The organism is Maricaulis sp., from assembly GCF_039978735.1.
GTDB lineage: Bacteria > Pseudomonadota > Alphaproteobacteria > Caulobacterales > Maricaulaceae > Maricaulis.
Genome location: NZ_JBDWAS010000014.1, coordinates 88,572 through 113,441 on the forward strand (window position 1 = coordinate 88,572; position 24,870 = coordinate 113,441).

Sequence of the window (24,870 nt, forward strand, 5' to 3'; positions counted from 1 at the left end):
GCCAATGGGATAGGAGTTCAGCGATGTCGCTGTGGCACAGTCGAATCCTCGCGCTGGCACTGGCGCTGGGGGCCGTTGCGTGTACCGGTCCGTCTGACGAGACGGTCGAATCAACCGGACCTCAACTGGAGCGACGATCTGCCGATGCGCCGCGCGCTGCGACCGAGGCGCCCGCGAACTTCGCCTTCCTGCGCTATGCGATCAGCGTCGATGGCGACACCCCGGAGGTCTGCCTCGGCTTCACGCATCCGCTCGATCCCGGCACTGACTACGAACCCTATGTCGCCGTGACGCCGCAGCGTCCGATTGCCCTGTCGGCATCCGGGCGCTCGTTGTGTGTCGGCGGTCTCACCTTCGGGGACGGCCAGAGCCTGACGCTGCGCGAGGGCCTGCCGGCCGCGAACGGCGATGCCCTGCTGGTGGACGAAACCGTCGAGATCGACTTCGGCGACCGCCCGGCCTTTGTCGGCATTGCCGGCGACGGCGTGATTCTGCCCCGCCGTGACGCCGATGGTCTGGCCATCGAGACGGTGAATGTCGATGCGGTCGAGCTTGAAGTCTGGCGGATTACCGACCGGGCATTGGCCTTCCGCTCGATCACGACCGGCTTCAATGCGGCCCAGGGTGAATACAACTGGGTCCCCGAAGAGGAGAGCCCGCATGCGGTCGGCGAACAGATCTGGCAGGGCCGCATGGAAACCGCCGGCGCGCCGAATACGCCGGTGACGACTGTTTTCCCGATCGCCGAAGCCATCGGGACCCTGTCGCCAGGCGCTTATTTCGTGTCGGTGCGCGAGGACAGCGAAGCCGCTGACGATGACGTTCCGGCCCGCGCCGAACGCTGGCTGGTGATCACCGATCTGGCTCTCACGGCCTATCGCGGTGCGGATGGTATCGATTTCGTGGTGCGCTCGCTGCAGACCGCGATGCCGGAGGCCGGTGTCGAAGTGCAGCTGATCGCACGCTCCAACGAGATCCTCGCGACGGCCATGACGGATTCGAACGGCCGTGCCCGCTTTGACGGGCCGCTGACGCGCGGTGAGGGCGCCATGGCGCCGCGTCTCCTGACGGCCTATGGCCGCAATAATGATTTCGCCGTGCTCGACTTCCAGCGCAATCCGGTCGATCTGTCCGGCCAGGATATCGGCGGCCGTCAGCGGCCCGATGGTGCGGATGGCTATGTCTGGCTCGACCGGGGTATCTACCGGCCGGGCGAAACGGTTCATGCCGGTGCGATGGTGCGCGATGCCGAAGCCGTGGCCATATCGGACCGACCCGTCACGCTGACGGTCTACGGGCCGAACGGTATCGAAGCCGCCGTCTCGCGCTTTGAAGGCCTGCCGCAGGCCGGATCTGTCTTCTGGGATTATGATCTGCCTGTGGCCGCCGCGCGCGGCGAGTGGCGCATCGTGGCGACGATGGATGGCTATGGCGATGTCGGCTCGACCCGCTTCTCGGTCGAGGATTTCGTGCCGCAACGCATTGCCCTGGAACTCGATGCCGACGACGAAACGCCGATCCTGCTGGGCGGCAAGCGTGAAATCGCTGCCAATGTCCGCTTCCTCTATGGTGCGCCGGGGGCGGGACTGCCGGTCGAGGGCCGTCTGCGGATCGAGACCGATCCGCGTCCGTTTGCCGACTATCCCGGGTTCAGTTTCGGCCGTCATGACGAGCCTTTCCGCGATCGTACCGAGGATCTGCCTGGCACGGTGGCCGACGGGGCCGGTGCCGCGACCCTGACCGTCAGTGCGGGCGAGATCGGTGCCGATGCCAGCCAGCCGCTTCGCATCCGTGCCGTCGTCTCAGCCATCGAGCCCGGCGGCCGGGCTGTCGCCGACGATGTCCGCATTCCCTACCGTCCTGCGCCGCTCTATCTCGGCCTGAAGCCGCAATTCGAGGGCCGCGCCGAGCGCAATCGCGAAAGCGCTTTCGACGTGGTTGCGATCGATGCCGGTGGTGCGCCGGTCACGGCGGACATCGAATGGCAATTGATGCGTATCGACTGGGATTATGACTGGTACCGCACCGATGGCGAACGCTGGCGCTGGCGCCGCACCCGCCATGTCGTGCCGATCGAGGAGGGGGTGCTGTCGCTGGACGGCGAAGGCGCCGATCCCCTGTCACTGCGCGCGCTTGACTGGGGCGACTATCAGCTTGTTGTGACCGACCCGCAAAGCGGCATGTCCGCCAGCGCCCAGTTCTGGGTCGGCTGGGGTGGCTCCTCCGAGCCGGGCGTCGAGGCGCCGGACCGCGTGGCTTTGTCGGGCCCTGAAGAGCCGGTCGCTGTTGGCGGCACTGCAACCGTATCCATTCGCCCGCCCTATCCCGGCGAGGCCGAGGTGGTGATTGCCAGCGACCGCGTGCTGGAGACCCGCTCGGTCAGCATTCCCGAAGGCGGTGTCGAACTGTCCTTCAATGTCACCGAGGACTGGGGTGCCGGCGCCTATGCCATGGTCTCGGTCTACACGCCGCGTGATCCGGTCGACCGGCCGGCGCCGCGCCGGGCTGTCGGGGTTCTGCATCTGCCCGTCGACATGTCGGACCGGACGCTGGAGATCGATTTCAACGCACCCGAGCGCGTTCATCCGCGCCAGACCGTTGAACTGGAGCTGGCGATCGAGGGGCCGGTGCGCAGCGGTGCCTACGTGTCCGTGGCGGCGGTCGATGAGGGCATTCTCGCCCTGACCCGCTTTGCCTCCCCCGATCCGCAGGCCTGGTATTTCGGCAAGACGGCGCTCGACGTCGATCTGCACGATGATTATGGCCGCCTGCTCGATCCGAACCAGGGCGCCGCGGCGCCCGTGCGCCAGGGTGGCGACCAGATCGGCGGTGCCGGTCTGACCGTCGTGCCGACGCAGACCGTGGCGCTGTTCACGGGCCCTGTCGAAGTGGGCCGCAATGGTCGCGCGACCGTCTCCTTCGACGTGCCGGATTTCAATGGCGAGCTGCGCCTCATGGCGGTTGCCTGGAGCGGCCGCGCTGTCGGTCAGGCGGCCCAGCCGCTGACCGTGCGCGACGATGTGCCGGCCGAACTGATCCTGCCGCGCTTCCTCGCACCGGGCGATCAGTCGATGGCGACGCTGACGATCGACAATATCGATGGCGCACCAGGCACGTATGCCGTGGCGATGGATGCCGAAGCGCCGGTCAGTATGTCGGCCACCGACACGATCGAGCTCGCCGCCGGCCAGCGCGTTGATCGCCGCTATGGGCTTACGTCCGACGATGTCGGTGTGGGCTCGGTCGGACTGTCGGTCGAGGGGCCGGACGAATTTGCCGTCGCGCGCAGCTACCCGATCGAGGCGCGTTCGGCCTGGCTGCCATCTTCCAGCGTCCGGCGCGGACGCGTCATGCCGGGCGACAGCTGGCGCCTGTCCAGCGATGTGCTGGCCGGTTATCTGCCGGGCACGTCCGATGTGACGGTGAGCTTCTCGCCGACACCGCTGGACGAGGCGGCGCTGCTGACGGCCCTCAGCCGCTATCCCTATGGGTGTACCGAGCAGATCACCAGCCGGGCGCTGCCGCTGCTCTACGCCGATCCGCTCGCCAGCGCTGCGGGTGAAGATCCGGTCGAGGGTGCACGGGCACGCGTGCAGGAGGCCATCGCAACGCTGCTGTCACGCCAGTCCGCCGATGGCGCCATCGGTCTTTGGCGTATCGGCGATCGTGGCCTGCGGCCGTGGATCGGCGCTTACGCCACCGATTTCCTGGCCCGTGCCCAAGAGGCTGGCTACACCGTGCCGGATGCGGCGCTGGAGCGGGCCTATGCCGGCCTTGAGCATATTGCCTCCGGCGAGATGTGGCGGGTGAATGGCTATGACACCGAGATCCATCGCTGGCGCGGCCAGACCGACACGCCTGAACGTCTCAACGACCGTTCGGCCGCCTATGCGCTCTACGTTCTGGCCCGCGCCGGACGGGTCGATCGTTCGCGCCTGCGCTACATGCATGACGAGCGCCTTGAGGCGATCGAGAGCCCGCTGGCCCGGGCGCAGATCGGTGCGGCGCTCTATCTCATCGGTGACCAGTCGCGCGCCGTGAATGCCTTCGATGCGGCCGAGGCGGCGCTGGGTTTTGAAAATCCCGGCAATTACTACATGTCGCCGCGGCGTGACCTGGCTGGCGTTCTGGCCCTGGCAGCCGAGGCCGGCCAGCATGAGCGCGTCGCCCGCCTGGCCGAGCGTGTCGGTCAGGACCTGCCGGAACCGGCCCGTCTGAACACACAGGAAAAGGCTTTCTTGCTGCTCGCTGCGAATGCGCTTCGCGATGGCGGCGAGGAGATTGTGATCGACACGGCAGCCGAGGCCGACGGCCCGCTGCGCTACCGGCTGGAAGCGGGCGATATCGGTGAGGGGGTCGAGTTCCGCATGAGCGGCGATGCGCCGGCCTGGGTGACGCAGATCGCCCATGGCCAGACGGTCGAGGCGCCGGATGTCGATGCCCAGGGCCTGGTGATCCAGAAGCGGATCCGCCGCCTGGACGGTTCCGAGGCCGATCTTGAAAACCTGGTCCAGGGCGACCGCCTGATCGTCGATCTTGTCGTCGCGCCGCGCGAGGAACGCCTGATCCCGGCCATCGTGGAAGATCTTCTGCCGCCCGGCTTCGAGATTGAAGCTGTCGTGCGGCCCGAAGACGCCGGCAATACCGGTGTTTATTCCTGGCTCGACAATATCCGCACGCCTCGGGTGGCTGAAGCGCGCGACGACCGCTTCGTGGCGGCTCTCGACCTGCGCAACCGGCGGGCCGAGCGCATCGCCTATGTCGTGCGCGCCGTGACGCCGGGCAGCTACACTCTGCCCGGTGCCGTGGTGGAGGACATGTACCGGCCGGACACGTTCGCACGCAGCGCGACCGGGCGTATCGTGATCGCACCGCGAGGCTGACGCCGTGCTGGGACTGCCGCGGATATACTGGGGAGGGGTGATCGCCCTGACCCTGTTTGCGGCGGTTCTCGCGGCCGACCACGCCCTGCCGCCGCCTGTCGAGGCCGGGCGAGACGTGTCGACGGTCGTTCGGGACAGGGACGGGCAGGTGCTGCGGGCCTTCCCGGTCGCCGATGGCCGCTGGCGGCTTGAGGCCGATCTGGACGGGATCGATCCGGATTTCGTCGAGGCTTTGCTGGCCTATGAGGATGCGCGCTTCTACCAGCATTCCGGTGTCGATCCGCTGGCGTTGGTGCGTGCAGCGCGGGACAGCGCCCTGGCCGGCCGCATCGTGTCCGGTGGTTCCACCCTGACCATGCAGCTTGCCCGCCTGATCGAGCCGCGCGAGCGGACGGTCGGCGCCAAGATCATCCAGATCCTGCGGGCCTGGCAGCTGGAGCTGCGCTATTCCAAACGCGAAATCCTCGAACTCTATCTCACCCTGGCGCCTTATGGCGGCAATCTGGAAGGTGTCCGGGCCGCCAGCTGGGCCTATTTCGGGCGCGAGCCGGATGCGCTCACCATCGAGCAGATCGCTCTGCTGATCGCCTTGCCGCAATCGCCGGAAGCGCGGCGTCCGGATCGGCGTCCCGACAATGCGGTGCTGGCGCGCGGACGCGTGCTGGACCGTCTGGCCGAAGTGGGGCTGGCGCGTGCGGATGCGTCTGCCGATGCCGCTTTCGATCCGGCACCGGGGCGCCAGGATTTCCCGGCCGATGCCTGGCATGCGGCCGATGCCCTGCGCCGCGCGGCCGGGCCCGGAGAGGCGGACATCGTTTCCACCCTCGATACCCACCTCCAGACAATGCTGCAGGAAGAATTGGCGCTGGCAGCCCGGGAAACCGGACCGGACGTGCAGTTCGCCGCCATGCTGGTGGAAACGCGGACACGGGCCGTGCGAGCGATGGCGGGGTCGGCCAGCCGGGCACGACCGGGCGGCTGGATCGATCTGACCGACCGGCCGCGTTCTCCCGGCTCGACGCTGAAACCCTTCATCTATGGCATGGCGTTCGATGACGGTCTGGCCGCCGGCGGCACACGCATTTCGGACCTGCCGCGCCGGTTTGCCGGCTATCGGCCGGACAATTTCGACCGGCGTTTCCGCGGCGATGTCACGATTGCCGAAGCGCTGCAGCACTCGCTGAACGTTCCGGCTGTCACGGCGCTGGACGGGGTAGGCGCGCGCCGCTTCAACGCTGCGCTGACCTTTGCCGGCGCCCACCCGGAACGGCCGCGGACGGCGGGAGCCGACAGCGGGCTCGCCGTGGCTTTGGGCGGTGCCGGGCTGACCCTGCGCCAGCTGGCCGTGCTCTATGCAGCCCTGGGCGATGAGGGCGTGGCGCGTCCGCTGCGCTGGCGCGAAGACGATCCGGCGGCTGAAGACGGCTATGCCGTGCTGGGCGCGGAATCGGCGGCGGAAGTGCTCGATATCCTGCGCCGGGCGCCGCATCCGGGCGGGCGCATGCCGGCTTCGCTGGCGCGCGGGGCACCGGACATCGCCTTCAAGACGGGCACATCCTATGGCTTCCGGGACGCCTGGGCGGCCGGCGTGACCGGACGCTACACCCTCGTGGTCTGGACCGGCCGGGCAGACGGTGCGCCGCGGGAGGGGATTACCGGCCGTGAAGGCGCCCTGCCGCTGCTGTTCCGCCTGGCAGACGGTCTGGAGCGTATCGAGCCGGGCTCTGTCTCGCGGGCGGAAGACCGGGCGCCGGTGCCGGACGTTCCGGGTACGCTGGCGCAATACCGCACCGACCCGGCACCGCACATCCTCTTCCCGCCGGACGGGGCCGAGGTCTGGTCGGAAGGCGAGGGGCGCGGCTTTGTCCTGGCGGCGCAGGCGCGCGGAACGCTGGACTGGTATGCGGACGGGGAACCGGTCGACCGCAATGCGCTGGGCGAGCCGGTCTGGGTGCCGCCGGGGCCGGGCTTCTATGCCGTTACGGCCGTTGATGAATCCGGCCGGATGGCGCAGTCCCGGGTGCGTATCCGCACGGGCGGCTGAGCAGTCCCGAACCGTCTTCAGGCTTGCGTCGGACGGCGCGAATGGCAAAGCTGAATTCAACTGATTTGGGGAGATTTCATCATGCTGCGATCTGTTCTGCCGGCGGCCTCTGCCGCGGTTCTTCTGACCCTGTCTCCGGTCCTGGCGGAGGACGGAAACTGGGCGCTTGTCGTGCATGGCGGGGCCGGTGTGATCGAGCGTGAAAGCATGACGCCGGAGACCGATGCCGCCTATCGCGCAGCCATGCATGCGGCGCTGGAGCGTGGCGAGGCGGTGCTGTCGCAGGGCGGCAGTGCGCTGGATGCGATCGAGGCGGTGATCCACGGGCTCGAGGACGATCCCATGTTCAATGCCGGGCGCGGTGCCGTGTTCACGGCGGCCGGGCGCAATGAGCTCGACGCCTCGATCATGGACGGGGCGACCCTTCAGGCGGGCGCCGTCGCAGGTGTCACACAGGTGCGACATCCGATCACCCTTGCACGCACAGTGATGCAACATTCGCGTCACGTCATGTTGCAAAGCGAGGGCGCGGAGACCTTTGCGCGGGAGCAGGGGCTGGAAATGGTCGAGCCGGCCTGGTTTTTCACCGAACGCCGCTGGGCGGCGCTGGAACGTTCGCTCGGCCGTGACGGTCTGGAAATTCCGCCGCGTCCGGACGGCGCGCCGGATCCGGAACCGGTCCAGGAAGGCCTGCTGGAGCGCGATGCGCTGGAACACCGCTTCGGCACGGTCGGTGTGGTGGCGTTGGACGAGGCCGGCAATATCGCAGCCGGCACGTCGACAGGCGGCACGACGGCGAAGCGCTGGGGCCGGGTCGGCGACAGCCCGATCATCGGCGCGGGCACCTATGCCAATAATGACAGCTGCGGCGTCTCGGCGACGGGTACGGGCGAGTATTTCATCCGCCTGACCGTGGCCAGCCGCATCTGTGCGCTGGTCGAGATGCAGGGCCTGACCCTGCAGGCGGCCTCCGACCAGGTGATCCAGACCGAGCTGACGGACCTGGGCGGCGATGGCGGCATTATCGCGCTGACGGCTGAGGGCGATATCGCCTGGAGCTTCAACACGCCGGGCATGTACCGCGCCCGCCTGACCGAAGGCGGCGAGCCGGTGGTGGCGATCTACGGCGACGAGGAATGACGGTGACGGGCGGCAGCGCCGCGCCGCAGATCACGGTCAACCGGCTCTTCGCCACCCCCCTGATCGAGGTGCGCCTGCCCGGCGCCGACCGGCTGGTCTCCGCGCTGAAACAGGCCATCCTGGCGCGGCGGGCCGCCTCGCCGGGCGTGCGGCGCTCCAACATCCATGGCTGGCATTCCGATATCGAAATGCTGGACTGGGGCGGCGAGGCCGCGATCGAGCTGGCGCGCGAGACGATGCAGGTCTGCGGCCGTTTCACCTCCGACGTGAATGCCGCTAAAGGCCAGTCTCGCTGGCAGATGGGCATGGAGATGTGGGCGAATGTCTCGCCCGCCGGCGCGTCCAACCAGATGCACGCCCATGCCGGCTCCTTCTGGTCGGCCAGCTTCTATGTCGACGATGGCGGCGACGGCGAGGACGGTTTCTTCGTGGCCCAGGATCCGCGCTTCCCGATGATCCGCATGGTCGCCCCCGACCTCGTCTTCACCGACGAGACCGGCGAAAAGCAGATGTCGCAATTCCGCGTCCGCCCCGAACCCGGCAAGCTGGTCATCTTCCCGTCCTGGCTCATGCACGCCGTCCGCCCCCACAAGGGCCCGGGAGAGCGGATCTCGGTAGCGATGAATGTGCTGGCCTTGCCGGCGGGGCCTCCGCCGGAGGGGTAGGGGGCTGGGGCCGGTTGATCCCGAAGACGGACGTCCGGCGCGGCTTCAGGAAGGGCTGCCAGGGGCGTTCGCGACGTGTGTAGAGGGCGTCGGAAAGGTCACGTATTACAGATGCTTGCAAGGGCTGTTTTGAGAGGAGAGTGTCTTGAGACAGGGTGGATTTGTACCTGTTGGTGACCTAATCAGGATATAGCAGCCCGCTGCGGCCGGCGGCGAAGTGCCAGCCGCTCCTTGCGCTTGCACAGCAGATTGTGAAGCTTCCGCGCGGACAGCGGCAGGAATAATGAGAGGGATGGTGCTGCCGTGGTGAAGGATCGGGAGGACAGTGTTAAGCCCGACCGGCGGATCAAGGCTGTTGACCGGCTCCTGGGGGCGGCCCAGCACATTCTCGCCGAGTCGGGGCTTGAGGCGCTTAATTCCAATGCCATCGTGGAGCGTGCGGGGCTGACCCCGCCCACCTTCTACCACTATTTCCCCAACAAGCATGCGCTTCTGCGCGAACTCGGTTTGCGACTGATGGACGCGCAGACGGAGGCTATTCGTGCCGACACAGGCATGACGATCCGCACCGCCGGCGAAATGCGCTCGGCGGCCCTGACCTCCATTCGTCAGTCACTCGATTCGGCGATCGCCTTTCGCGGGGCCTATCCGCTTCTCGTTGCCTTGCGCGCCGTCCCCGAACTGCAATCGATCCGGCTTGAATCGCACGAACGGATTACCCGGCTGCTCGCTGATTACTTTGCCGAACAGGGGCTGGTGACAGACTATGACGATGTTCTCATTCGCGTGCGGTTGTCGCTGGAGATCTCCTACGCAGCCGTCGAAATGCTGTTCGAGACCGGTTTCCGGAACCGCGAGGCCATACTTGAATACACCGCCGACGCCGTGACCCGTATCTACGATTTTTTCTGATCGGGCCTGTCCTTCGGCAGTCGCTGCATCAGTGCGAGGCCGGCGACGAAGAGGATAGACAAGCTTCCAAAGCCGATACGCTGACTGTCGAAGACCTGGGTGACGAGCGAGACGAGCGCCGGCCCGAGCCAGATCGTGATGGTGCTGGTCATCGCATAGATGCCGAAGAAATAGCCGACCCGGTCCTGCGGGCAGTAATGCACAAGCAGGCTGCGGCACGACGCATAGGCGGCGATCACGAATGCGCTCAGCGGCACGACGGTTCCGAGATAGACGAGATCGACCACGCGCGGGAACATGGAACGGTCCGCGGCCGCGGGGTCGAGAGGAAGCAGGCCGAAGAAGGCCGCCTCGGGCGAGATGCCGATCTGGAAGCAGAATATCAGGGTGATCGCCGCCAGTTCGATGATGATCGCGTTGCGCGACCCGAAGCGCCGTCCAAGCCAGCCGCCGAGAATTCCGCCGAAGACAGCCGAGCAGGTCGATAGAATTCCCATTGCTGCCGTCTCGCCTGCGCTCCATTCCAGGACGCCAGCCACATAGACCGCGCCGATGGTGAAAAGGGCGGTGAGCCCGTCCATGAAGATCATCCGCGCGATCAGAAGCCGCATGATCGCGGGATGTTCCCTGAACAGGGTCGCCACCGTTTTTACCGGCGACCAGCTTCGCGGAATGAACCGCGCCGTCCGCCAGCGTGCACCTTCGCGGTAGTGATCCTTCAGCCCGGCCAGCGCCGGAACAATGAAGACGAGCATCCACACGGCGCAGACCAGGCCTGACAAACGCGCCACATCCTCTCCCGTCAGGCCCGCCGGCGGTTTCTCCAGAAAATAGATGAGGCCAACCAGCACGATGACGGCGGCCAGGCTGCCCAGAGACAGGCCGAGCCCCGATACCATGGAGACGTGCCGCGGGCCCGCTGAGGCTGGCAGGAGCGCGTTGTGCAGCAGTTCGGAAACGGAATAGGCAATGGCCGTCACCCCCAACAGCACCATCGCCAGCGGGATGGCGTAGGAAACACCGGGCGCTGCCAGCGCCAGTCCGCTGCAGGCCGCTGCCATGACGATAAAAAGCGCGAGCAGGACCGGCTTTCTGCGTCCGCCCTCGTCGACGAAGCCGCCGAGGAACGGCGACAGCACGGCCATGAAGGCCCCGGTCAGCGCGATGGCACTGGAAAACAGCACCTGTCCGCGCGCATGGTCGCCCACAACGCTTTCAGCGAAATAGGCCGAGAACACGTACATCAGAACGACGTAATAAACCGGCGCCCGGGCCCAATCGATCATGGCCCACCACAGGCCCGTGGCGGGGACTTTGCCGCGTGGCGCGCGCTTTCCGTCCGGCTCCATCGATGCCGCCTTGTCCATATTCCAGCCCCCTTCCGGGAAAATATAGTAATTACTATAGACAGACCAAAGGGGCTCTGCCATCCTTTTTGCGACCGATTGAGAACCGTGTCTTGGGAGGAGTGGGAAATGGGCCTGCCGGCTTGCGTCTTTCGAAACGGTCCCATCGTGACGATGGAGCCCGGCGCTGCCAGCGCCGAATGTGTCGTCACCGAAGGTGATCGCATCGCCTTCGTCGGGCCGTTGGATGCCGGACGTGCGCTGATCGCCGAACGGGGACTCGTCGCCATGGACTACGACCTTGACGGCGCAGCCCTTCTGCCTGGCTTCATCGACGCCCACCTCCATCCATTGCCCATGATCTTCTTTGCGATGAGTGCCAATCTCGACGCATTGTCGAGCCTCGAAGAGGTGAGGGCGGCGCTGACACGGCAGGCCGAACGCATCGACGCGGGCGAATGGGTGATCGGCGTCCAGCTCGAAGAAAACAAATTGCAGGGCGGGGACGCCCTGTCCCGGCGAGAACTCGACGCATGGCTCGGAGATGTTCCCGCCCTTGTCTACTCCCGCGACGGACACGCCGTCTTCGTCAATTCCGCAGTGCTCGAAAAGGCCGGCCTTGGGGCGGACACCGCGATACCCGACGGTGGAGAGGCGGGCCGCTTCATGGATGGCGAACTCAACGGGGTGTTCCGCGAAAAGGCGGTGGGCCTGCCGCTCGCGCACATGCCGCCTCCCTCGATCCCGCGCATGATCGAAGCCAGCAAGGCCTGTTTTGACGCCCTGGCCAGAAGCGGCATCACGTCCATCGGTGCCATGCTGCAAAGCGATGAAGAGGGGCCGGGTGGCGAGGCGGCGCAGCTCGAGGCCATCGCCATGCAGGCGATCCGCGAACACGTCCCGCAATCGATCTACGCCATCGTCATCGGCAAGACGCTCGACGGCGTCAAAGCCATGGCCGATTCACCGATGAACGACCCGCAGAACGCGACGCGCACCCGCGCCTTCAAGATTTTTGCAGACGGGACCTTCGGCTCCTGCACGGCCTGCATGAGCGAACCCTACGCCGACAAGACCTGCAGCCACGGCTTCATGACCTTGCCCGAGGACGACATCTACGCCCGCATGGAGGCCGCCCACCTTGCCGGTTTCCAGGTCTGCATCCACGCCATCGGCGATGAGGGGATCGCGAAATGCGTCGATCTGTTCGAACGGCTTCTTTCTGCCCATCCGCGTGAGGATCATCGTCACCGTATCGAGCACGCCTCCTTCGCACCGCCGGAACTCGTCGCGCGCATTGCCGGGCTCGGCTTGCAGATCTGCACCCAGCCGCTGTTCATCCGCTCGGAAATGGCATGGCTGCCGCGCCGCCTCGGACCGTCCCGTACGCCGATGGCCTATCCCTTCCGCAGCTTTTTCGACGCCGGAATCGCCCTTGCCGGCTCTTCCGACGCACCGATCGAGGCAACGGACACGATCGCGGCCATCGATTTCGCGGTCAATCGCGGCGGGTTTCATCCCGAGCAGGGCGTGTCGGTGGAAGAGGCGCTGGCGATGTTCACCCGCAACGCCGCCTTCGTCCAGTTCGAGGAGACGGAGAAGGGCACATTGCAAGCCGGCAAGCGGGCCGATCTGGTGATCCTCGACCGCAACCCGCTCACCGTTCCGCCTGATCAGCTCGGTCGCATTGCCGTCCAGCGCACCATGATCGGCGGCATTTTCACACCGAACTGAGACCCGGTCTCGCAAACCCATGTCTGGAAGACCCATGGATCTGTCACTGAACCATTTCTCGCGGGACTACAGAGCGGCGCGGAACGGCCTTGTGGCCGCCGCCGGCGAAGCGGCCGGCTGGAGCCATCAGGCTCATCGGCATCCGCTGCCCGGCCTCGACGGCGAACCGATCTTTGTCGACACGTTCTGGCGGGGCCCCGCAGAGGCGTCGCGTGTTCTCGTCATCACCGCCGGCACGCACGGGGTCGAGGGGTTTTGCGGATCCGCACTGCAGTCGCAGTTCGTCGCCGACGCGCCGTCGCTACCCGACGACACGGCGGTGCTGATGATCCATGCCGTCAACCCGTATGGCTATTCGCATATCCGCCGGGTGAACGAGGACAATGTCGATATCAATCGCAACTTTGTCGACTTTGGCGACGGACCGCCGGAGAACACCGCCTACAGCGATGTCGAGCCGCTCCTGAATCCGGCCGAACTGCCTGACGGCAGGATCAAGGCGATCATGGACGACCTGATGAAGCTGAACGAAACCATGGGCTTCCTCCAGTTTTTCAAAGCCGTCTCCGGCGGTCAGTACGAATTTTCCCGCGGCGTGCAGTTCGGCGGCAGCGAACCGGCATGGTCGCGCCGCACGGTCGAGACCATCTGGAATACGATGCTGGCGAAGGCCGGGATCATCGTTCAGTTCGATGTCCACACCGGGCTCGGTCCCAATGCGGTCGGGACTCTCATGATGGCCGCCGATCCAGAGGAACCGCACCACGCCCTCGCGCAGGAGTGGTTCGGCGACATGATGGTCACGCCGCGTCCCAAGACCCGCGAGGAGACGATCCTCGGCGGTTATCTCAACGGCGGGCTGGAGCGGACGATGAGCGAAGCCTGGGTGATCCCGATGACGCTCGAATATGGCACCGAGCCGCCCGAAGCGGTGCTGGCGGCCATGATCGAGGAAAACTGGCTCGTGCACCATGGCGACATCGAAAGCCCCCGTGGACAGGCGATCAAGGCACGCCTGCGCGAAGTCTTCCTGCCCGCCGACGACGAATGGCGGCGGGCGATTCTTGCCCGCGGGCGGCAGGTTTTCTCGGACGCACTGACGAAGCTTGCCACCCTCGAACGCCGATTGGACAAGCCGCAATGAACAGCACACACGACCCCATCGTAAAGATCGAACTGTTTCCGGTCTTCATCCCGTTCAACGAAATGGTGCGCTCGCTTCTGCAGGGCGGCAGCGGCAAGGTGGCCATGGGGCTCAAGGTGGACGATCCCTGGTTGGGGGCGGATTTTCTTGTCTGCCGCATGACGACCGAAAGCGGCATCGTCGGCATCTCCGACGCCTATGTCTGGCTGGTTGAAAGTGGCGCATCCCCGGCCATGATGGCCGGCGTGATCAAGGATCATCTGGCCCGCTACGTGCTTGGCCAGTCGGCCTTCGACCGGGAGGCGGTCGCGACGCGTTTCGACAACAATGTCGCACGCAACGAGATGGCCAAGGGCCTGCTCGACTTGGCGATGCACGACATCGCTGCCCGTTCCATCGGCCGGCCGGTCTACGATCTGTGCGGCGGCAAGCAGATCGATGCCGTTCCCATGTGCCTCGTGCTGCCGCTGACGGACACGCAGACCATTCTCAACCTGGCTCAAATGGGACTCGACGAGGGCATTCGCACCTTTCGCTGCAAGCTTGGCGACGGCGCCGTGCGCGATGTCGAGATCATCAAGGCGATGCGCGAGCTGATCGGCCCGGAGGCCGGCCTGCGCGTGGACTACAATCAGGCCTATGCGCCGAATGAGGCGCTGGCGGCCATCGAAGCGATTGCGCCCTATGGCATCGACTACGCCGAACAGCCGGTTCACGCCGACCAATTCGCGGGACTGGCCTATGTGCAGGCGCGCACAGCGGTTCCGCTCATGGCCCATGAAAGCGCCTTCGGGCTACGCGACATCGTCACCCTGGCGGAAACGGGCGGGGTGCGGTGTTTCGGGCTCAATGCCGAACGGCCAGGCGGCATGACGGCGGCGCTGAAGGCGATCGACTACGCCGCAGCGCGCGGGCTCGACGTCGTACTCCACAATCAGCCCTCCGGCATCGGCAGCGCGGTGATCCTTCACATGCACGCGGCCCGGGCGCGCGATATCCGCCACGCCACGGAGCTGCAGGGTCACCTGATGCTGGAGGACGACCTGATCAAGCAGGACATCCGCTATGAGAAAGGCCTGGCTTACGTGCCGACCGGGCCGGGCTGGGGCGTTGAGCTCGACGAGGACGCTGTCGACAAATACCAGAACGCCGCGGCGATCGAGATCCGGGCTTAGCGCCGGAAATGGATTGCGTGGCGGTCGGGGTCAGTCCGGCCGGCCCGCGCTTCTGGCCGGCAGCACTGATTTGGGGCCCGCCGACCTGTCCGGTGCATGATGCGCGAATATTTATCCGTCAATCGCGCTCTCACCGCCTTCTCGGTCGTTTCGAGAGGGAGGTCCTGCCACGACATCGCAGCGCCCGCTCCTGCGCCAAAGCAGACACACCTCCCCCCTCACAAAATCGAAGCCTCCCCGCGCGTAAAATACGCCCCGTCCGCCTGCATCTGCGCGATGATGTGGTCGAAGGCGGCGCGTACCCGGGCGCTTTTGCGCACCGTTTCGTGGGCGACGACCCAGAGGTCCAGGGAGGACTCGAAGTCCGGCAACAGGCGTTCCAGGTTGGGGTTGCGGCGGGCGAGGCGGTGGGAGGTGACGCCGACGCCGAAGCCGGCCTCGATGCCCATGACATGGCTGGCCGGGGAGTTGGCCTTCATCGAGACATGGCGGGGCAGGACGGGGGCGCCGTCGGCATTGGCCGGCCAGCCGAAATAATCCCCCATCGACCAGCCGACACAGGCATGGTCGGCGAGATCCTCGACCTGTTCGGGACGGCCGTGCAGGTCGAGATAGTCTTTCGAGGCGTAGAGCCCTGCGCCGACCGTGGCGCCGCGGCGGCCGATCAGGCTCTGCTGTGTGCCGGGCCCGTTCCAGCGCAGCGCGATATCGGCTTCGCGGTCGGCCAGATTGGCGGAATTGTTCTTGATCGCGATCTCGATGCCGATGCCCGGATTGGCGCGCTGGAAGGAGACGAGGGCGCGCGGCAGCCAGTCGGCGCCGATGCCTTCGGAGGCCGAGACCACGACCAGGCCCGAAAGGGACTGGTCCTGGGCGATCACGGCGCGCTCGATGGCAGACGCCTCGTCGCGCATGCGCTTGGCATGTGCGATAACCTTCTGGCCAAGGGGGGTGAGCCGTGACTGGCCGTTCTCGCGCTCGAAAACGGGCTCGCCGAATCGGCGTTCCAGCGCCTGCAGGCGCCGGGTCACGGTGGGTTGGCTGACGCCCAGCTGATACGCTGCGGCGGTCAGGCTGCCGGCCTCGGAAATGGCCAGGCAGACTAGATAATCGGACCAGTCATCCATACGAATATGTATTCCGGCGATCCTGAATTCGTCAATTCCATTCGCATAACTTCGTTCTAAATCTGAACGCTGTTTACAAGGTTTTCGCGGCTTCCGGGCGGCGTTGCCTGCCAGTCTTGAATGGTCGCGCGGCCTGGAGAGCGGATCGGAGCCCGTTCTGTCCCTGGCGGACACCCCTGAAGGGTCGCGCTTGTTGAGGGAGTGACCATGCGCTCTGTGTTTCTCGCGGCGGCCCTGGCGGCCGTGTCTTCGTCTGCGGCCCTGGCCCAGTCCTGCGATGCCGAACCGCAATTTGCCGCCCACCGCACCGCCAACGGCGTGATCCGCGCCCAGTACAATGCGGTGAGCCGTGGCGAGTGGCCGGAAGCCATCCATTTCGGCGAGGAAGTCGTCGCCGGTTCCGGTGCGCCGGGTCACAAAGTGGCCGCCCACACCAATCTGTGCGCCGCCTACGCTGCGACGGGCGAGTACGAGATGGCGATCGCCGCCTGCGATGCGGCCATCGAGATGCGCGACGATGCCTGGCGCGCAATGAATAATCGCGGTGTGGCCCTGTGGCTCTCCGGCGACCGTGCGGCCGCTGTCGAGGCGTTCCAGGCGGCGAATGCAGCCTCGTCCGGCGAGGACGAGGTCGAGGCCAATCTGGCCATGGCTCAGTGCACGACTGCCGGGTAATCCTCCCAGACTGCCAAGGCGAAATGCACGACACTGGAGGCCGGTCCCGTTCGCGGGGCCGGCCTTTTTTGCCTGCGGCTGCGGGTTCCCGTTGCTTGCGATTGCAACTAGAACCGCTGGCAAAGATGCCCGTTGAGGGGCACAGGCATCGCCGGAGGTGTTCATGTCGTTTCAGCCGCCAGAGACCCTGATTTCAGGATATCATCGTTTCAAGGATGGCCGTTTCCGGGTCGAGCGGGCGCATTATGCCGAGCTTGCCGACGGGCAGACGCCGCACACGCTGGTGATTGCCTGTTCGGACAGCCGGGTCGATCCGGCGGCGATTTTCGACGCCGCGCCGGGCGAGCTGTTCGTGGTGCGCAATGTCGCCAATCTGGTGCCGCCGGCGGAAGAGGGCGGGGGCCTGCACGGCGTCTCGGCGGCGCTGGAATTCGCGGTGAAAGTGCTCAAGGTCAAGGGCGTGCTGGTCATGGGCCATGGCGATTGCGGCGGCGTGAAAGCCTGCGCCACCGGGCTGGACGGCCTGCCCAACACCTATCTGGGCCCCTGGCTGAGCACGATGGAGCCGGCGCGGGCCGAGGTGAGCGGCGAGCTGGGCGATGCGCCGTTGGCCGAGATCGCCGACACGCTGGAGCTGGTCTCGATCCGCCATTCCCTGGAACGCCTGAAGCAATTCCCCTTCGTGCGCGACGCCATCGAACGGCGCGGTCTGGAGCTTCACGGCGCGCGTTTCTCCATTCATGACGGTATTCTGGAATGGCTGGGTGAGGACGGCGCGTTCGGCGCGGTCTGAGACCGGCAGGCAGGGAGCGGGATTTGACGGACACGGGCATGCCGGACGCGCTGTGGTTCCCCGATGCGCTGGATGCGCAGAACCGGGCGGTGCGCCTGTGTCAGACCACGCGTGACAGCCTGGCCGATACCGCCTTCCTGGACGAGCGCTGGGACCGCACCGGCTGCCGCACCCGGGGGGTGTCGCTGAGCGAGCTGCCGCAGCCGGACAAGCCGGCCGCGCCGGTCTTCATCTGGCATACCGCCTTTTGCTGCTCGACCCTGCTGGCGCGCTGTCTCGACCGGCCGGGCGTCAATCTGAGCCTGAAGGAGCCGGCCGCCCTGATGGAGGTCGCCAATATCAAGCGGCGCGAGGGCCGGGCGGTGTCCGATACCTGGCTGAAACCCGTTCTCGGCGCCCTGAGCCAGCCCTTCGCCGGCGAGACCCATGTCACGTTCAAGCCGACCAATACGGTCAACAATCTGATCGGCGATGTGGTGCGCCTCTTCCCGGACAGCCGCCATCTCTTCCTCACCTCCCAGCTGCGCGCCTTCCTGATCTCCATCGCCAAGAAGGGCGAGGCGGGACGGGCCTTTGCGCGGCGGCTGTTCACGATCTTCGCGATGGACGGGCATCCGGTCGCCCGCACCGACCCGCGCCAGTTGATGCAGATGTCCGACCTGCAGATCGCCGCCCTCGTCTGGCAGATGCAGGTCGCTGCCATGCTGGAAGCGCGCGCCCAGGGCGCGGCAGACCGTTTCGCCTGGCTCGACGGCGATGCCTTCGTTGCCGCGCCGGAACAGGGGCTCACGGCTGTCGACGCGTTTTTCGGGCTGGAGCTGGGCGAAGACCATATCGCGGCGACCGCCTCCGGGCCGCTCTTCACCCGCGATGCCAAGGATACGGGGCAGGCCCATGGTCCTGACCGCCGCCGCGCGGAAGCCGAACGGATCGCCGAACAATTGGGGCCGGAGCTCGACGCCATCGTCGATTGGAGCTACGGCGTATTCCCGCAATCCCCGCGCGACGGGCGCCTGCCCGGCGCGCTGGTCTAGCGCCGGACCGTTCCCGCAGAGGGGCGGCCGGTATCCACGAACGTCGAAGGAAAGACCGATCATGAAACTCGCAACGCTCAAGTCGGACAGCCGTGACGGCCGTCTGGTCGTCGTCTCGAAGGATCTGGCCTGGTGTGCCGATGCCACCCGCATCGCGCCGACCCTGCAGGCGGCCCTGGACGACTGGGAGCGATGCGAGGGCGAGCTGCGCACACTGTCCGACGAGCTGGAGCGCGAAACCATTCCGCGCGAACGCTTCCACGAGCGCGAGGCCCTGTCGCCGCTGCCGCGGGCTTTCCAGTGGGCCGACGGCTCGGCCTATGTCAATCACGTCGAACTGGTGCGCAAGGCGCGCGGGGCGGAAATGCCGGCCAGCTTCTGGACCGATCCGCTGATGTATCAGGGCGGATCCGACGCCTTCCTCGCGCCGCGCGGCGATATCCCGCTGGGCGACACGGCCTGGGGCTGTGACATGGAAGGCGAGATCGCGGTGATCACGGGCGATGCGCCGATGGGCTGTTCGGTGGAAGAGGCCGAGAAGGCGATCCGCCTGGTCATGCTGGTCAATGATGTCTCGCTGCGCGGCCTGATCCCGGCCGAGCTGGGCAAGGGGTTCGGCTTCTTCCAGTCCAAGCCGCCCAGCGCCTTCTCGCCGGTCGCCGTGACGCCGGACGAGCTGGGCGAGGCCTGGGACGGCAAGAAGCTGCACCTGCCGCTGCTGGTGAAATATAATGGCGAACCCTTCGGCAAGGCCGAGTGCGGCATCGACATGACGTTCGACTTCCCGCAGCTGATCGCCCACCTGGCCAAGACGCGTCCGGTCACCGCCGGCACGATTGTCGGCTCCGGCACGGTTTCCAACAAGCTGGACGACGGTCCCGGCAAGCCGATTGCCGAAGGCGGCGTGGGTTATTCCTGCATCGCCGAGATCCGCATGATCGAGACCATCGAGAGCGGCGCGCCGAAAACCCCCTTCATGAATTACGGCGACACGGTGCGCATCGAGATGAAGGACAAGACCGGCCACTCCATCTTCGGCGCCATCGAACAGGAAGTGGTGAAGGCGTAGGTTTCTCACCCACGCCATTGTCATCCCGGATGGATGCCCGGCCCCGGGCCGGGCGGAAGTCCGGGACCCATAGCCCCGGTGCTTTCCAGCTGTCTCGGCGATGAAGCCTGCTTCCGGCCGACATCGGCGCGTTTGGGTCCCGGCCCTGCAGCCCGCCTGCGCGGGCTATCCGGCCGGGATGACACCTTTGGGCGGTTGGACAGACAGCTCCCCCGCAAGCGGGGCGAGCCCTTCTCGGCGCCCTTGAACGCACCCGTTCACCCGCCATATCCTTCCGTACACCGATAGCAGACCGGGTGCCGACATGGCGGGTGGCTGGACGCGCGACGGCGCAATTCAGGACCAGATCGACGATTCCACGAATGACGCGGTCGCCGCGGCGCGCGCCAGCCTGCCGACAGGCGAGGGGTCGGAATACTGCGTGGAATGCGGCGAAGCCATCCCGCTGGCCCGGCGCCAGGCCCTGCCGGGCGTGCGGACCTGTATCGACTGCCAGTCCGGCCGCGATGCCCGCCGCCCCTCCGGCGGCATCAACCGCCGCGGCAGTAAGGACAGCCAGCTGCGTTAGGGTTGGCTCGCACCGTCACACAGATTGTCATCCCGGATGGATGCCCGGTCCTGGGCCGGGCGGAAGTCCGGGACCCATAGCCCCGGTGCTTATCCAGCTGTCTCGGCGGTGGAGCCTGCTTGCGGCCGACATCGGCGCGTATCGGTCCCGGCCCTGCGCCCCGCCTTCGCGGGGCATTCAGCCGGGATGACAGATGAAGCGATGGCGTGTTGTGCGTGCTGCGCCCGGCTCCTTCCATACCGTAGATCGCAAGGCTAACCTTTCCGCATAAATATGTGGCGGGACAGGCATACCCTGTTTCCAAACCATGGCGGGAGAGATGCGGTGAGTGCGATCCGGGATTATGTGCAGCAGCCCTTCGGCACCTTCACCGGGCTGTTCGCCCTGCAGGTGGCGGCCGATCCCGAAAAGACTGCGGTGATCTGCGGCGAGGCGGGGATTTCCTATCGCGAACTCGATGCGCGGGCGGACCGGATCGCGGCGGCGTTGCAGCGCGACGGGGTGAAGCCGGGCGGTGCGGTCGCGATCTGTGCCGCGGCCTCGATCGACTATGTCGCCGTCTTCATTGCCACGCTGCGCACCGGCGCGGCCATTGCGCCGCTCTCGCCCTCGGCCACGGCGGAACAGCTCGCCGGGATGATCGCCGATTGCGGGGCGAGCCATGTCTTCACCGATGCAAGCGTCTCGGCGCATCTGGCACCGGTCGCCGGCGGGGTCGAAGCAGATTTCATCGCGCTGACAGAGCGCGCGCGCGGCGCTCCGCTGGACGGCTGGATGGCGCCGGAGAGTGCCCGGCCGGAGCCGGTCGAGATCACGCCGGAGATGGCCTTCAATATCATCTATTCCTCGGGTACGACCGGCACGCCCAAGGGGATCGTCCAGTCGCACAAGATGCGCTGGCCGCACAACCAGCTGACCGATCCGCCGGGGTTCGGTCCCGATGCGGTGGGGCTGGTATCGACGCCGCTTTATTCCAACACCACGCTGGTCGCCTTCCTGCCGGCCCTGGCCGGCGGCGGCACGGTGGTGCTGATGCCGAAATTCGACGCGCGCGGCTTTCTGGAACTGGCCCAGCAGCACCGGGCGACCCATGCCATGCTGGTGCCGGTGCAGTATCAGCGCATCCTGGCGGTGGAGGATTTCGACGCTTTCGACCTGTCGGCCTTCCGTCTGAAATACTGCACCTCCGCGCCCTTCTCGGCCGAGCTGAAGGCCGAGGTGCTGCGCCGCTGGCCGGGCGGTCTGATCGAATTCTACGGCATGACCGAGGGCGGCGGGTCCTGCGCCCTTGTTGCTCACGAGCATCCGGACAAGCTGCACACGGTGGGCAAGGCGATGCCCGGTCACGATATCCGCGTCATCGGGCCGGACGGGCGCGAATTGCCGCCGGGCGAGGTGGGCGAGGTTGTCGGCCGCTCGGGTTCGATGATGACCGGCTATCACGGCCGGCCGGACAAGACGCGCGAGGCGGAATGGATATCGCCGCAGGGCGAGCGTTTCATCCGCACGGGCGATCTGGCGAAGATGGATGCCGACGGCTTCTTCACCATAGCCGGCCGCGCCAAGGACATGATCATCTCCGGCGGCATGAATATCTATCCGGCGGACCTGGAAGCCGTGCTGCTGGAGCACGCCGCCGTGGCCGACGCGTCGGTGGTGGGCGTGCCGTCGAAGGACTGGGGCGAGACCCCGGTCGCCTTCGTGTGCCTGTCCTCACCGGACGCGGCCGGCGCCGACGAGCTGTTCGCCTGGGCCAATGCGAAGCTGGGCAAGATGCAGCGCCTCGCCGATCTGCGCATCATCGACGAACTGCCCCGCAGCGCCATCGGCAAGGTGCTGAAGCGGGAGTTGCAGGCGGGGTATGAAGCGGGCTGAGGCGGGGGCGACGATGCAGCTCGCTGTCATCCCGGCGAAGAAAAGCTGATCTGTCATCCCGGATGGATGCCCCGCGCAGGCGGGGCGCAGGTCCGGGACCCATAGTCCCGGTCCCCATCCATTTGTTCGCGCTATCCAGCCTGCTTCCGGCCGACGCCGGCGTTTATGGGTCCCGGCGCTCCAGCCCGCCTGCGCGGGCTATCCGGCCGGGATGACAGGGTGTTCGACGCACCCTAGTGCGCGCTCTCCGGTCCGGCGCGCAGGGTGTAGCGTTCGCCGTCGAAGCCTTCGAAGGCTTCCGGCACCTGCGGGTGGCTGACCGGGCCGTTCTCGGCGTCCGGGATCAGGTTTCCTTCCGAGACATAAGCGCCGTAATAGCTGTCCTCATTCTCGGCCAGCAGGTGGTAGAAGGGCTGGTCCCTGGACGGACGGATATCCTCCGGGATGGACTGGTACCATTCCTCGGTGTTGGCGAATTCCGGATCGACATCCACCACCACGCCCCGGAAGGGGAAAAGGCGGTGCCGAACCACATCGCCGAGGCCGAAACGGGCGTGGCGAATGATCATGGGCGTACTCTGACTCGCGTCCATTATAGTGTTCATACCCCTCCATATGGGGTGTTTCCGGCAATAAGCTACGAAAACACGGGCCATGCGTCACGCATCCTTGCAGGCCGGGGCAGGGAGAGTATTCTGGTTTCGAAACGGTATCAGGCCGATTCGTGTCGCGCCGGCGGGCCCTTGCGGGTTCGTGCTCCCGCTCCGGGACCCAGGCGCGCCGGACGGCGAGAGGACTATCATGGCGGAGCCATCACCCGGGGAACCGGGGAAGGTCGCCGCCGGACGCAAACGGAACCGGCGCAAACGCGCGCCGTCTCCGGTGTACGGCGCGATCGATCTGGGTACGAATAACTGCCGCATGCTGCTGGCGCACCGCACCGGCAGCGGCTTTCAGGTGATCGACGCTTTTTCGCGGGTCGTGCGGCTGGGCGAAGGCGTGGCCGCCGAAGGCAATCTTTCCGACGATGCGATGGACCGGGCTGTCGAGGCGCTGAAGATCTGCGCCTCCAAGATCCGCCGTCACAAATCCATCCGCTACCGCTCCATCGCCACCCAGGCCTGCCGCATGGCGGGCAATGGCGAGGCTTTCCTCGAGCGCGTGCGCACGGAGACCGGGCTGGAATTCGACCTGATCTCGCCGGAGGAAGAGGCGCGTCTGGCCGTGCATGGCTGTGTCGACCTGCTGGATCCGGAAAAGGACGCCGCGCTGGTGATCGATATCGGCGGCGGCTCGACGGAGCTCTCCTGGGTGGATCTGGCCGAATGGCGCAAGCGCGGCGGACCGGAAAGCGGCGGGCGTCCGCCGATGAAGTCCTGGACCTCCACGCCGGTGGGCGTTGTCACCCTGTCCGAACGCTTTCCCGAACGCGAGGATCGCGAGGCCTGGTATAACGAGATGAAGGCCTATGCGGCGGGGCTGATGAAGACCCCGCGCGGTGCCCGCGCGATGCGGCCGCTGTTCAGCGAGGGGCGGGGGCATCTGGTGGGCACGTCCGGCACGGTGACCTCTATGGCCGGCGTGCATCTGCGCCTGCCGCGCTATGACCGTTCGCGCGTGGACGGGTTGTGGATGTCGGGCGAGGAGGCGCTGGCCGCCTGCGCCCGCCTGCGCAATCTGGATGTGGCGGGCCGGGCACTGGAACCGACCATCGGTTCGGACCGCGCCGAGCTTGTGCTTGCCGGCTGTGCGATCTACGAGGCGGTGGCGGAAGCCTGGCCGGCGGACCGGCTGCGCGTCGGCGACCGGGGGCTGCGCGAAGGCATGCTGCTGAACCTGATGCGCAAGTCGCGCAAGCGCCGCCGCAAGCGCCGCGGCAGCAGCGACGAGACGGATGGCGAAGAATGAGCGACGACGACAGCGAAAAGCCCGAAGGCGAGGGCGAAGGTGAGAGCGGCGGTCGCCGCCGGCGCCGGTCCGGTCCCGTTACCAAGGGCGGTGATGCCCGGGCGGCCAAGCAGATGTTCGAGCGCGTCAAGACGGCGCGCGGCCGCAAATCCTCCTCTACCCGCTGGCTGCAGCGCCAGCTGAACGATCCTTATGTAAAAAAAGCCCAGATGGAGGGCTATCGCTCGCGCGCGGCCTACAAGCTGATCCAGCTGGACGAGCGCTTCCATCTGTTGCGTCCGGGCATGCGGATCGTCGATCTCGGCTCGGCGCCGGGCGGCTGGGTGCAGGTGGCGCTGAAGAAGGACGCGGCCGAAGTCGTCGGGATCGACCTGCTGGAGATCGAACCCATCGCCGGGGCCACCCTGCTGCAGCACGATTTCTCGGCCGATGACGCGCCGGACCTGGTGAAAGCCGAAATGGGCGGGCCCGCCGATGCCGTGATCTCGGATCTGGCGCCCTGGACGACCGGCCACAAGAAGACCGATCACCTGCGCATTGTCGCCCTGGTTGAACTCGCAGCCCACTTCGCCCTGGAAACCCTCAAGCCCGGCGGCTTCTTCGTCGCCAAGGTCTTCCAGGGCGGCGCCGAGGGCGAATTGCTGGACCTGCTGAAAGCCAATTTCGACAAGGTCCGCCACTTCAAACCCGACGCCAGCCGCTCCGAGAGCGCCGAGACCTTTGTCGTCGCGATGGGATTCCGGGGCCGCAAGGACTGACGGTCCGGCCGCGGCTGCGG

General features: G+C 66.6%; 19 protein-coding genes. 16 read left to right on the plus strand and 3 right to left on the minus strand.

Annotation, left to right across the window (positions count from 1 at the left end; genetic code table 11):
* The first annotated feature begins 23 nt into the window (after positions 1-23).
* From ABJO18_RS04085 to ABJO18_RS04105, 5 genes are all read left to right on the plus strand, one after another.
* Positions 24-4,883 (plus strand): alpha-2-macroglobulin, encoded by a 4,860-nt coding sequence (locus tag ABJO18_RS04085; protein ID WP_348515742.1) that lies wholly within the window; start codon positions 24-26, stop codon positions 4,881-4,883.
* Positions 4,884-4,887: 4 nt separating this feature from the next.
* Entirely contained in the window at positions 4,888-6,927 is a 2,040-nt protein-coding gene (pbpC, locus tag ABJO18_RS04090; RefSeq protein ID WP_348507370.1) for a penicillin-binding protein 1C, read from the plus strand.
* A gap of 81 nt (positions 6,928-7,008) precedes the next feature.
* Positions 7,009-8,067 (plus strand): isoaspartyl peptidase/L-asparaginase, encoded by a 1,059-nt coding sequence (locus ABJO18_RS04095; protein ID WP_348507369.1) that lies wholly within the window; start codon positions 7,009-7,011, stop codon positions 8,065-8,067.
* A complete protein-coding gene (locus ABJO18_RS04100; protein WP_348507368.1) occupies positions 8,064-8,732 on the plus strand; it encodes a TIGR02466 family protein in 669 nt (222 codons plus the stop codon). The genes ABJO18_RS04095 and ABJO18_RS04100 overlap by 4 nt, the downstream gene beginning before the upstream one ends.
* Positions 8,733-9,035: 303 nt before the next feature.
* Positions 9,036-9,644, plus strand: a complete 609-nt coding sequence (locus ABJO18_RS04105; protein ID WP_348507367.1) for a TetR/AcrR family transcriptional regulator — start codon at positions 9,036-9,038, stop codon at positions 9,642-9,644.
* On the opposite strand, the gene ABJO18_RS04110 is transcribed toward ABJO18_RS04105, so the two are convergent.
* On the minus strand, positions 9,629-11,011 hold the full coding sequence (locus ABJO18_RS04110; RefSeq protein ID WP_348507366.1) for an MFS transporter: 1,383 nt from the start codon (positions 11,009-11,011) through the stop codon (positions 9,629-9,631). The genes ABJO18_RS04105 and ABJO18_RS04110 overlap by 16 nt on opposite strands.
* A gap of 108 nt (positions 11,012-11,119) precedes the next feature.
* Here ABJO18_RS04110 and ABJO18_RS04115 point away from each other — a divergent pair, with 108 nt between their 5' ends.
* The 3 genes from ABJO18_RS04115 to ABJO18_RS04125 are packed head-to-tail and all read left to right on the plus strand — an operon-like array spanning position 11,120 to position 15,043.
* Positions 11,120-12,724 (plus strand): amidohydrolase, encoded by a 1,605-nt coding sequence (locus ABJO18_RS04115; RefSeq protein ID WP_348507365.1) that lies wholly within the window; start codon positions 11,120-11,122, stop codon positions 12,722-12,724.
* Between the two features lie 34 nt (positions 12,725-12,758).
* Entirely contained in the window at positions 12,759-13,868 is a 1,110-nt protein-coding gene (locus ABJO18_RS04120) for a DUF2817 domain-containing protein (protein ID WP_348507364.1), read from the plus strand.
* A complete protein-coding gene (locus tag ABJO18_RS04125) occupies positions 13,865-15,043 on the plus strand; it encodes an enolase C-terminal domain-like protein (RefSeq protein ID WP_348507363.1) in 1,179 nt (392 codons plus the stop codon). The genes ABJO18_RS04120 and ABJO18_RS04125 overlap by 4 nt, the downstream gene beginning before the upstream one ends.
* A gap of 218 nt (positions 15,044-15,261) precedes the next feature.
* On the opposite strand, the gene ABJO18_RS04130 is transcribed toward ABJO18_RS04125, so the two are convergent.
* Complete coding sequence (locus ABJO18_RS04130; RefSeq protein ID WP_271187777.1) at positions 15,262-16,170, minus strand: LysR family transcriptional regulator; 909 nt, start codon at positions 16,168-16,170, stop codon at positions 15,262-15,264.
* 207 nt (positions 16,171-16,377) lie between these two features.
* On the opposite strand from ABJO18_RS04130, the gene ABJO18_RS04135 reads away from it, so the two are divergent.
* The 6 genes from ABJO18_RS04135 to ABJO18_RS04160 all read left to right on the plus strand — a co-directional run bounded on the left by ABJO18_RS04135 (position 16,378) and on the right by ABJO18_RS04160 (position 22,184).
* The gene (locus ABJO18_RS04135; protein WP_291884443.1) at positions 16,378-16,845 is read left to right on the plus strand and encodes a tetratricopeptide repeat protein; all 468 of its coding nucleotides are present in this window, start codon (positions 16,378-16,380) and stop codon (positions 16,843-16,845) included.
* A gap of 163 nt (positions 16,846-17,008) precedes the next feature.
* The gene (locus ABJO18_RS04140; protein WP_348507362.1) at positions 17,009-17,638 is read left to right on the plus strand and encodes a carbonic anhydrase; all 630 of its coding nucleotides are present in this window, start codon (positions 17,009-17,011) and stop codon (positions 17,636-17,638) included.
* 38 nt (positions 17,639-17,676) lie between these two features.
* Entirely contained in the window at positions 17,677-18,672 is a 996-nt protein-coding gene (locus ABJO18_RS04145) for a hypothetical protein (RefSeq protein WP_348507361.1), read from the plus strand.
* 61 nt (positions 18,673-18,733) lie between these two features.
* Entirely contained in the window at positions 18,734-19,741 is a 1,008-nt protein-coding gene (locus ABJO18_RS04150) for a fumarylacetoacetate hydrolase family protein (protein WP_348507360.1), read from the plus strand.
* 304 nt (positions 19,742-20,045) lie between these two features.
* Positions 20,046-20,309 (plus strand): DksA/TraR family C4-type zinc finger protein, encoded by a 264-nt coding sequence (locus tag ABJO18_RS04155; protein ID WP_348507359.1) that lies wholly within the window; start codon positions 20,046-20,048, stop codon positions 20,307-20,309.
* Between the two features lie 345 nt (positions 20,310-20,654).
* The gene (locus ABJO18_RS04160) at positions 20,655-22,184 is read left to right on the plus strand and encodes a class I adenylate-forming enzyme family protein (RefSeq protein WP_348507372.1); all 1,530 of its coding nucleotides are present in this window, start codon (positions 20,655-20,657) and stop codon (positions 22,182-22,184) included.
* Positions 22,185-22,417: 233 nt separating this feature from the next.
* On the opposite strand, the gene hspQ is transcribed toward ABJO18_RS04160, so the two are convergent.
* Positions 22,418-22,753, minus strand: coding sequence for a heat shock protein HspQ (gene hspQ / locus ABJO18_RS04165; protein ID WP_348507357.1), 336 nt, complete (start codon positions 22,751-22,753; stop codon positions 22,418-22,420).
* A gap of 232 nt (positions 22,754-22,985) precedes the next feature.
* Between hspQ and ABJO18_RS04170 the strand changes: the two genes are divergently transcribed.
* Together ABJO18_RS04170 and ABJO18_RS04175 are read left to right on the plus strand one after the other, a co-directional pair.
* Positions 22,986-24,092 carry a Ppx/GppA phosphatase family protein gene (locus ABJO18_RS04170; protein ID WP_348507356.1) on the plus strand — a complete coding sequence of 369 codons (1,107 nt, stop codon included), beginning with the start codon at positions 22,986-22,988 and terminating at the stop codon, positions 24,090-24,092.
* Complete coding sequence (locus tag ABJO18_RS04175; RefSeq protein WP_348507355.1) at positions 24,089-24,850, plus strand: RlmE family RNA methyltransferase; 762 nt, start codon at positions 24,089-24,091, stop codon at positions 24,848-24,850. The genes ABJO18_RS04170 and ABJO18_RS04175 overlap by 4 nt, the downstream gene beginning before the upstream one ends.
* The last annotated feature ends 20 nt before the right edge of the window (positions 24,851-24,870 follow it).

What these genes read in the sequence shown, in the direction of transcription:
- ABJO18_RS04085 (WP_348515742.1), top strand. Translation starts at nt 24, where the DNA reads ATGTCGCTGTGGCACAGTCGAATCCTCGCGCTGGCACTGGCGCTGGGG.
- ABJO18_RS04095 (WP_348507369.1), top strand. Translation starts at nt 7,009, where the DNA reads ATGCTGCGATCTGTTCTGCCGGCGGCCTCTGCCGCGGTTCTTCTGACC.
- ABJO18_RS04100 (WP_348507368.1), top strand. Translation starts at nt 8,064, where the DNA reads ATGACGGTGACGGGCGGCAGCGCCGCGCCGCAGATCACGGTCAACCGG.
- ABJO18_RS04110 (WP_348507366.1), bottom strand. Translation starts at nt 11,011, where the DNA reads ATGGACAAGGCGGCATCGATGGAGCCGGACGGAAAGCGCGCGCCACGC.
- ABJO18_RS04115 (WP_348507365.1), top strand. Translation starts at nt 11,120, where the DNA reads ATGGGCCTGCCGGCTTGCGTCTTTCGAAACGGTCCCATCGTGACGATG.
- ABJO18_RS04120 (WP_348507364.1), top strand. Translation starts at nt 12,759, where the DNA reads ATGGATCTGTCACTGAACCATTTCTCGCGGGACTACAGAGCGGCGCGG.
- ABJO18_RS04125 (WP_348507363.1), top strand. Translation starts at nt 13,865, where the DNA reads ATGAACAGCACACACGACCCCATCGTAAAGATCGAACTGTTTCCGGTC.
- ABJO18_RS04130 (WP_271187777.1), bottom strand. Translation starts at nt 16,170, where the DNA reads ATGGATGACTGGTCCGATTATCTAGTCTGCCTGGCCATTTCCGAGGCC.
- ABJO18_RS04135 (WP_291884443.1), top strand. Translation starts at nt 16,378, where the DNA reads ATGCGCTCTGTGTTTCTCGCGGCGGCCCTGGCGGCCGTGTCTTCGTCT.
- ABJO18_RS04140 (WP_348507362.1), top strand. Translation starts at nt 17,009, where the DNA reads ATGTCGTTTCAGCCGCCAGAGACCCTGATTTCAGGATATCATCGTTTC.
- ABJO18_RS04145 (WP_348507361.1), top strand. Translation starts at nt 17,677, where the DNA reads ATGCCGGACGCGCTGTGGTTCCCCGATGCGCTGGATGCGCAGAACCGG.
- ABJO18_RS04150 (WP_348507360.1), top strand. Translation starts at nt 18,734, where the DNA reads ATGAAACTCGCAACGCTCAAGTCGGACAGCCGTGACGGCCGTCTGGTC.
- ABJO18_RS04155 (WP_348507359.1), top strand. Translation starts at nt 20,046, where the DNA reads ATGGCGGGTGGCTGGACGCGCGACGGCGCAATTCAGGACCAGATCGAC.
- hspQ (WP_348507357.1), bottom strand. Translation starts at nt 22,753, where the DNA reads ATGATCATTCGCCACGCCCGTTTCGGCCTCGGCGATGTGGTTCGGCAC.
- ABJO18_RS04170 (WP_348507356.1), top strand. Translation starts at nt 22,986, where the DNA reads ATGGCGGAGCCATCACCCGGGGAACCGGGGAAGGTCGCCGCCGGACGC.
- ABJO18_RS04175 (WP_348507355.1), top strand. Translation starts at nt 24,089, where the DNA reads ATGAGCGACGACGACAGCGAAAAGCCCGAAGGCGAGGGCGAAGGTGAG.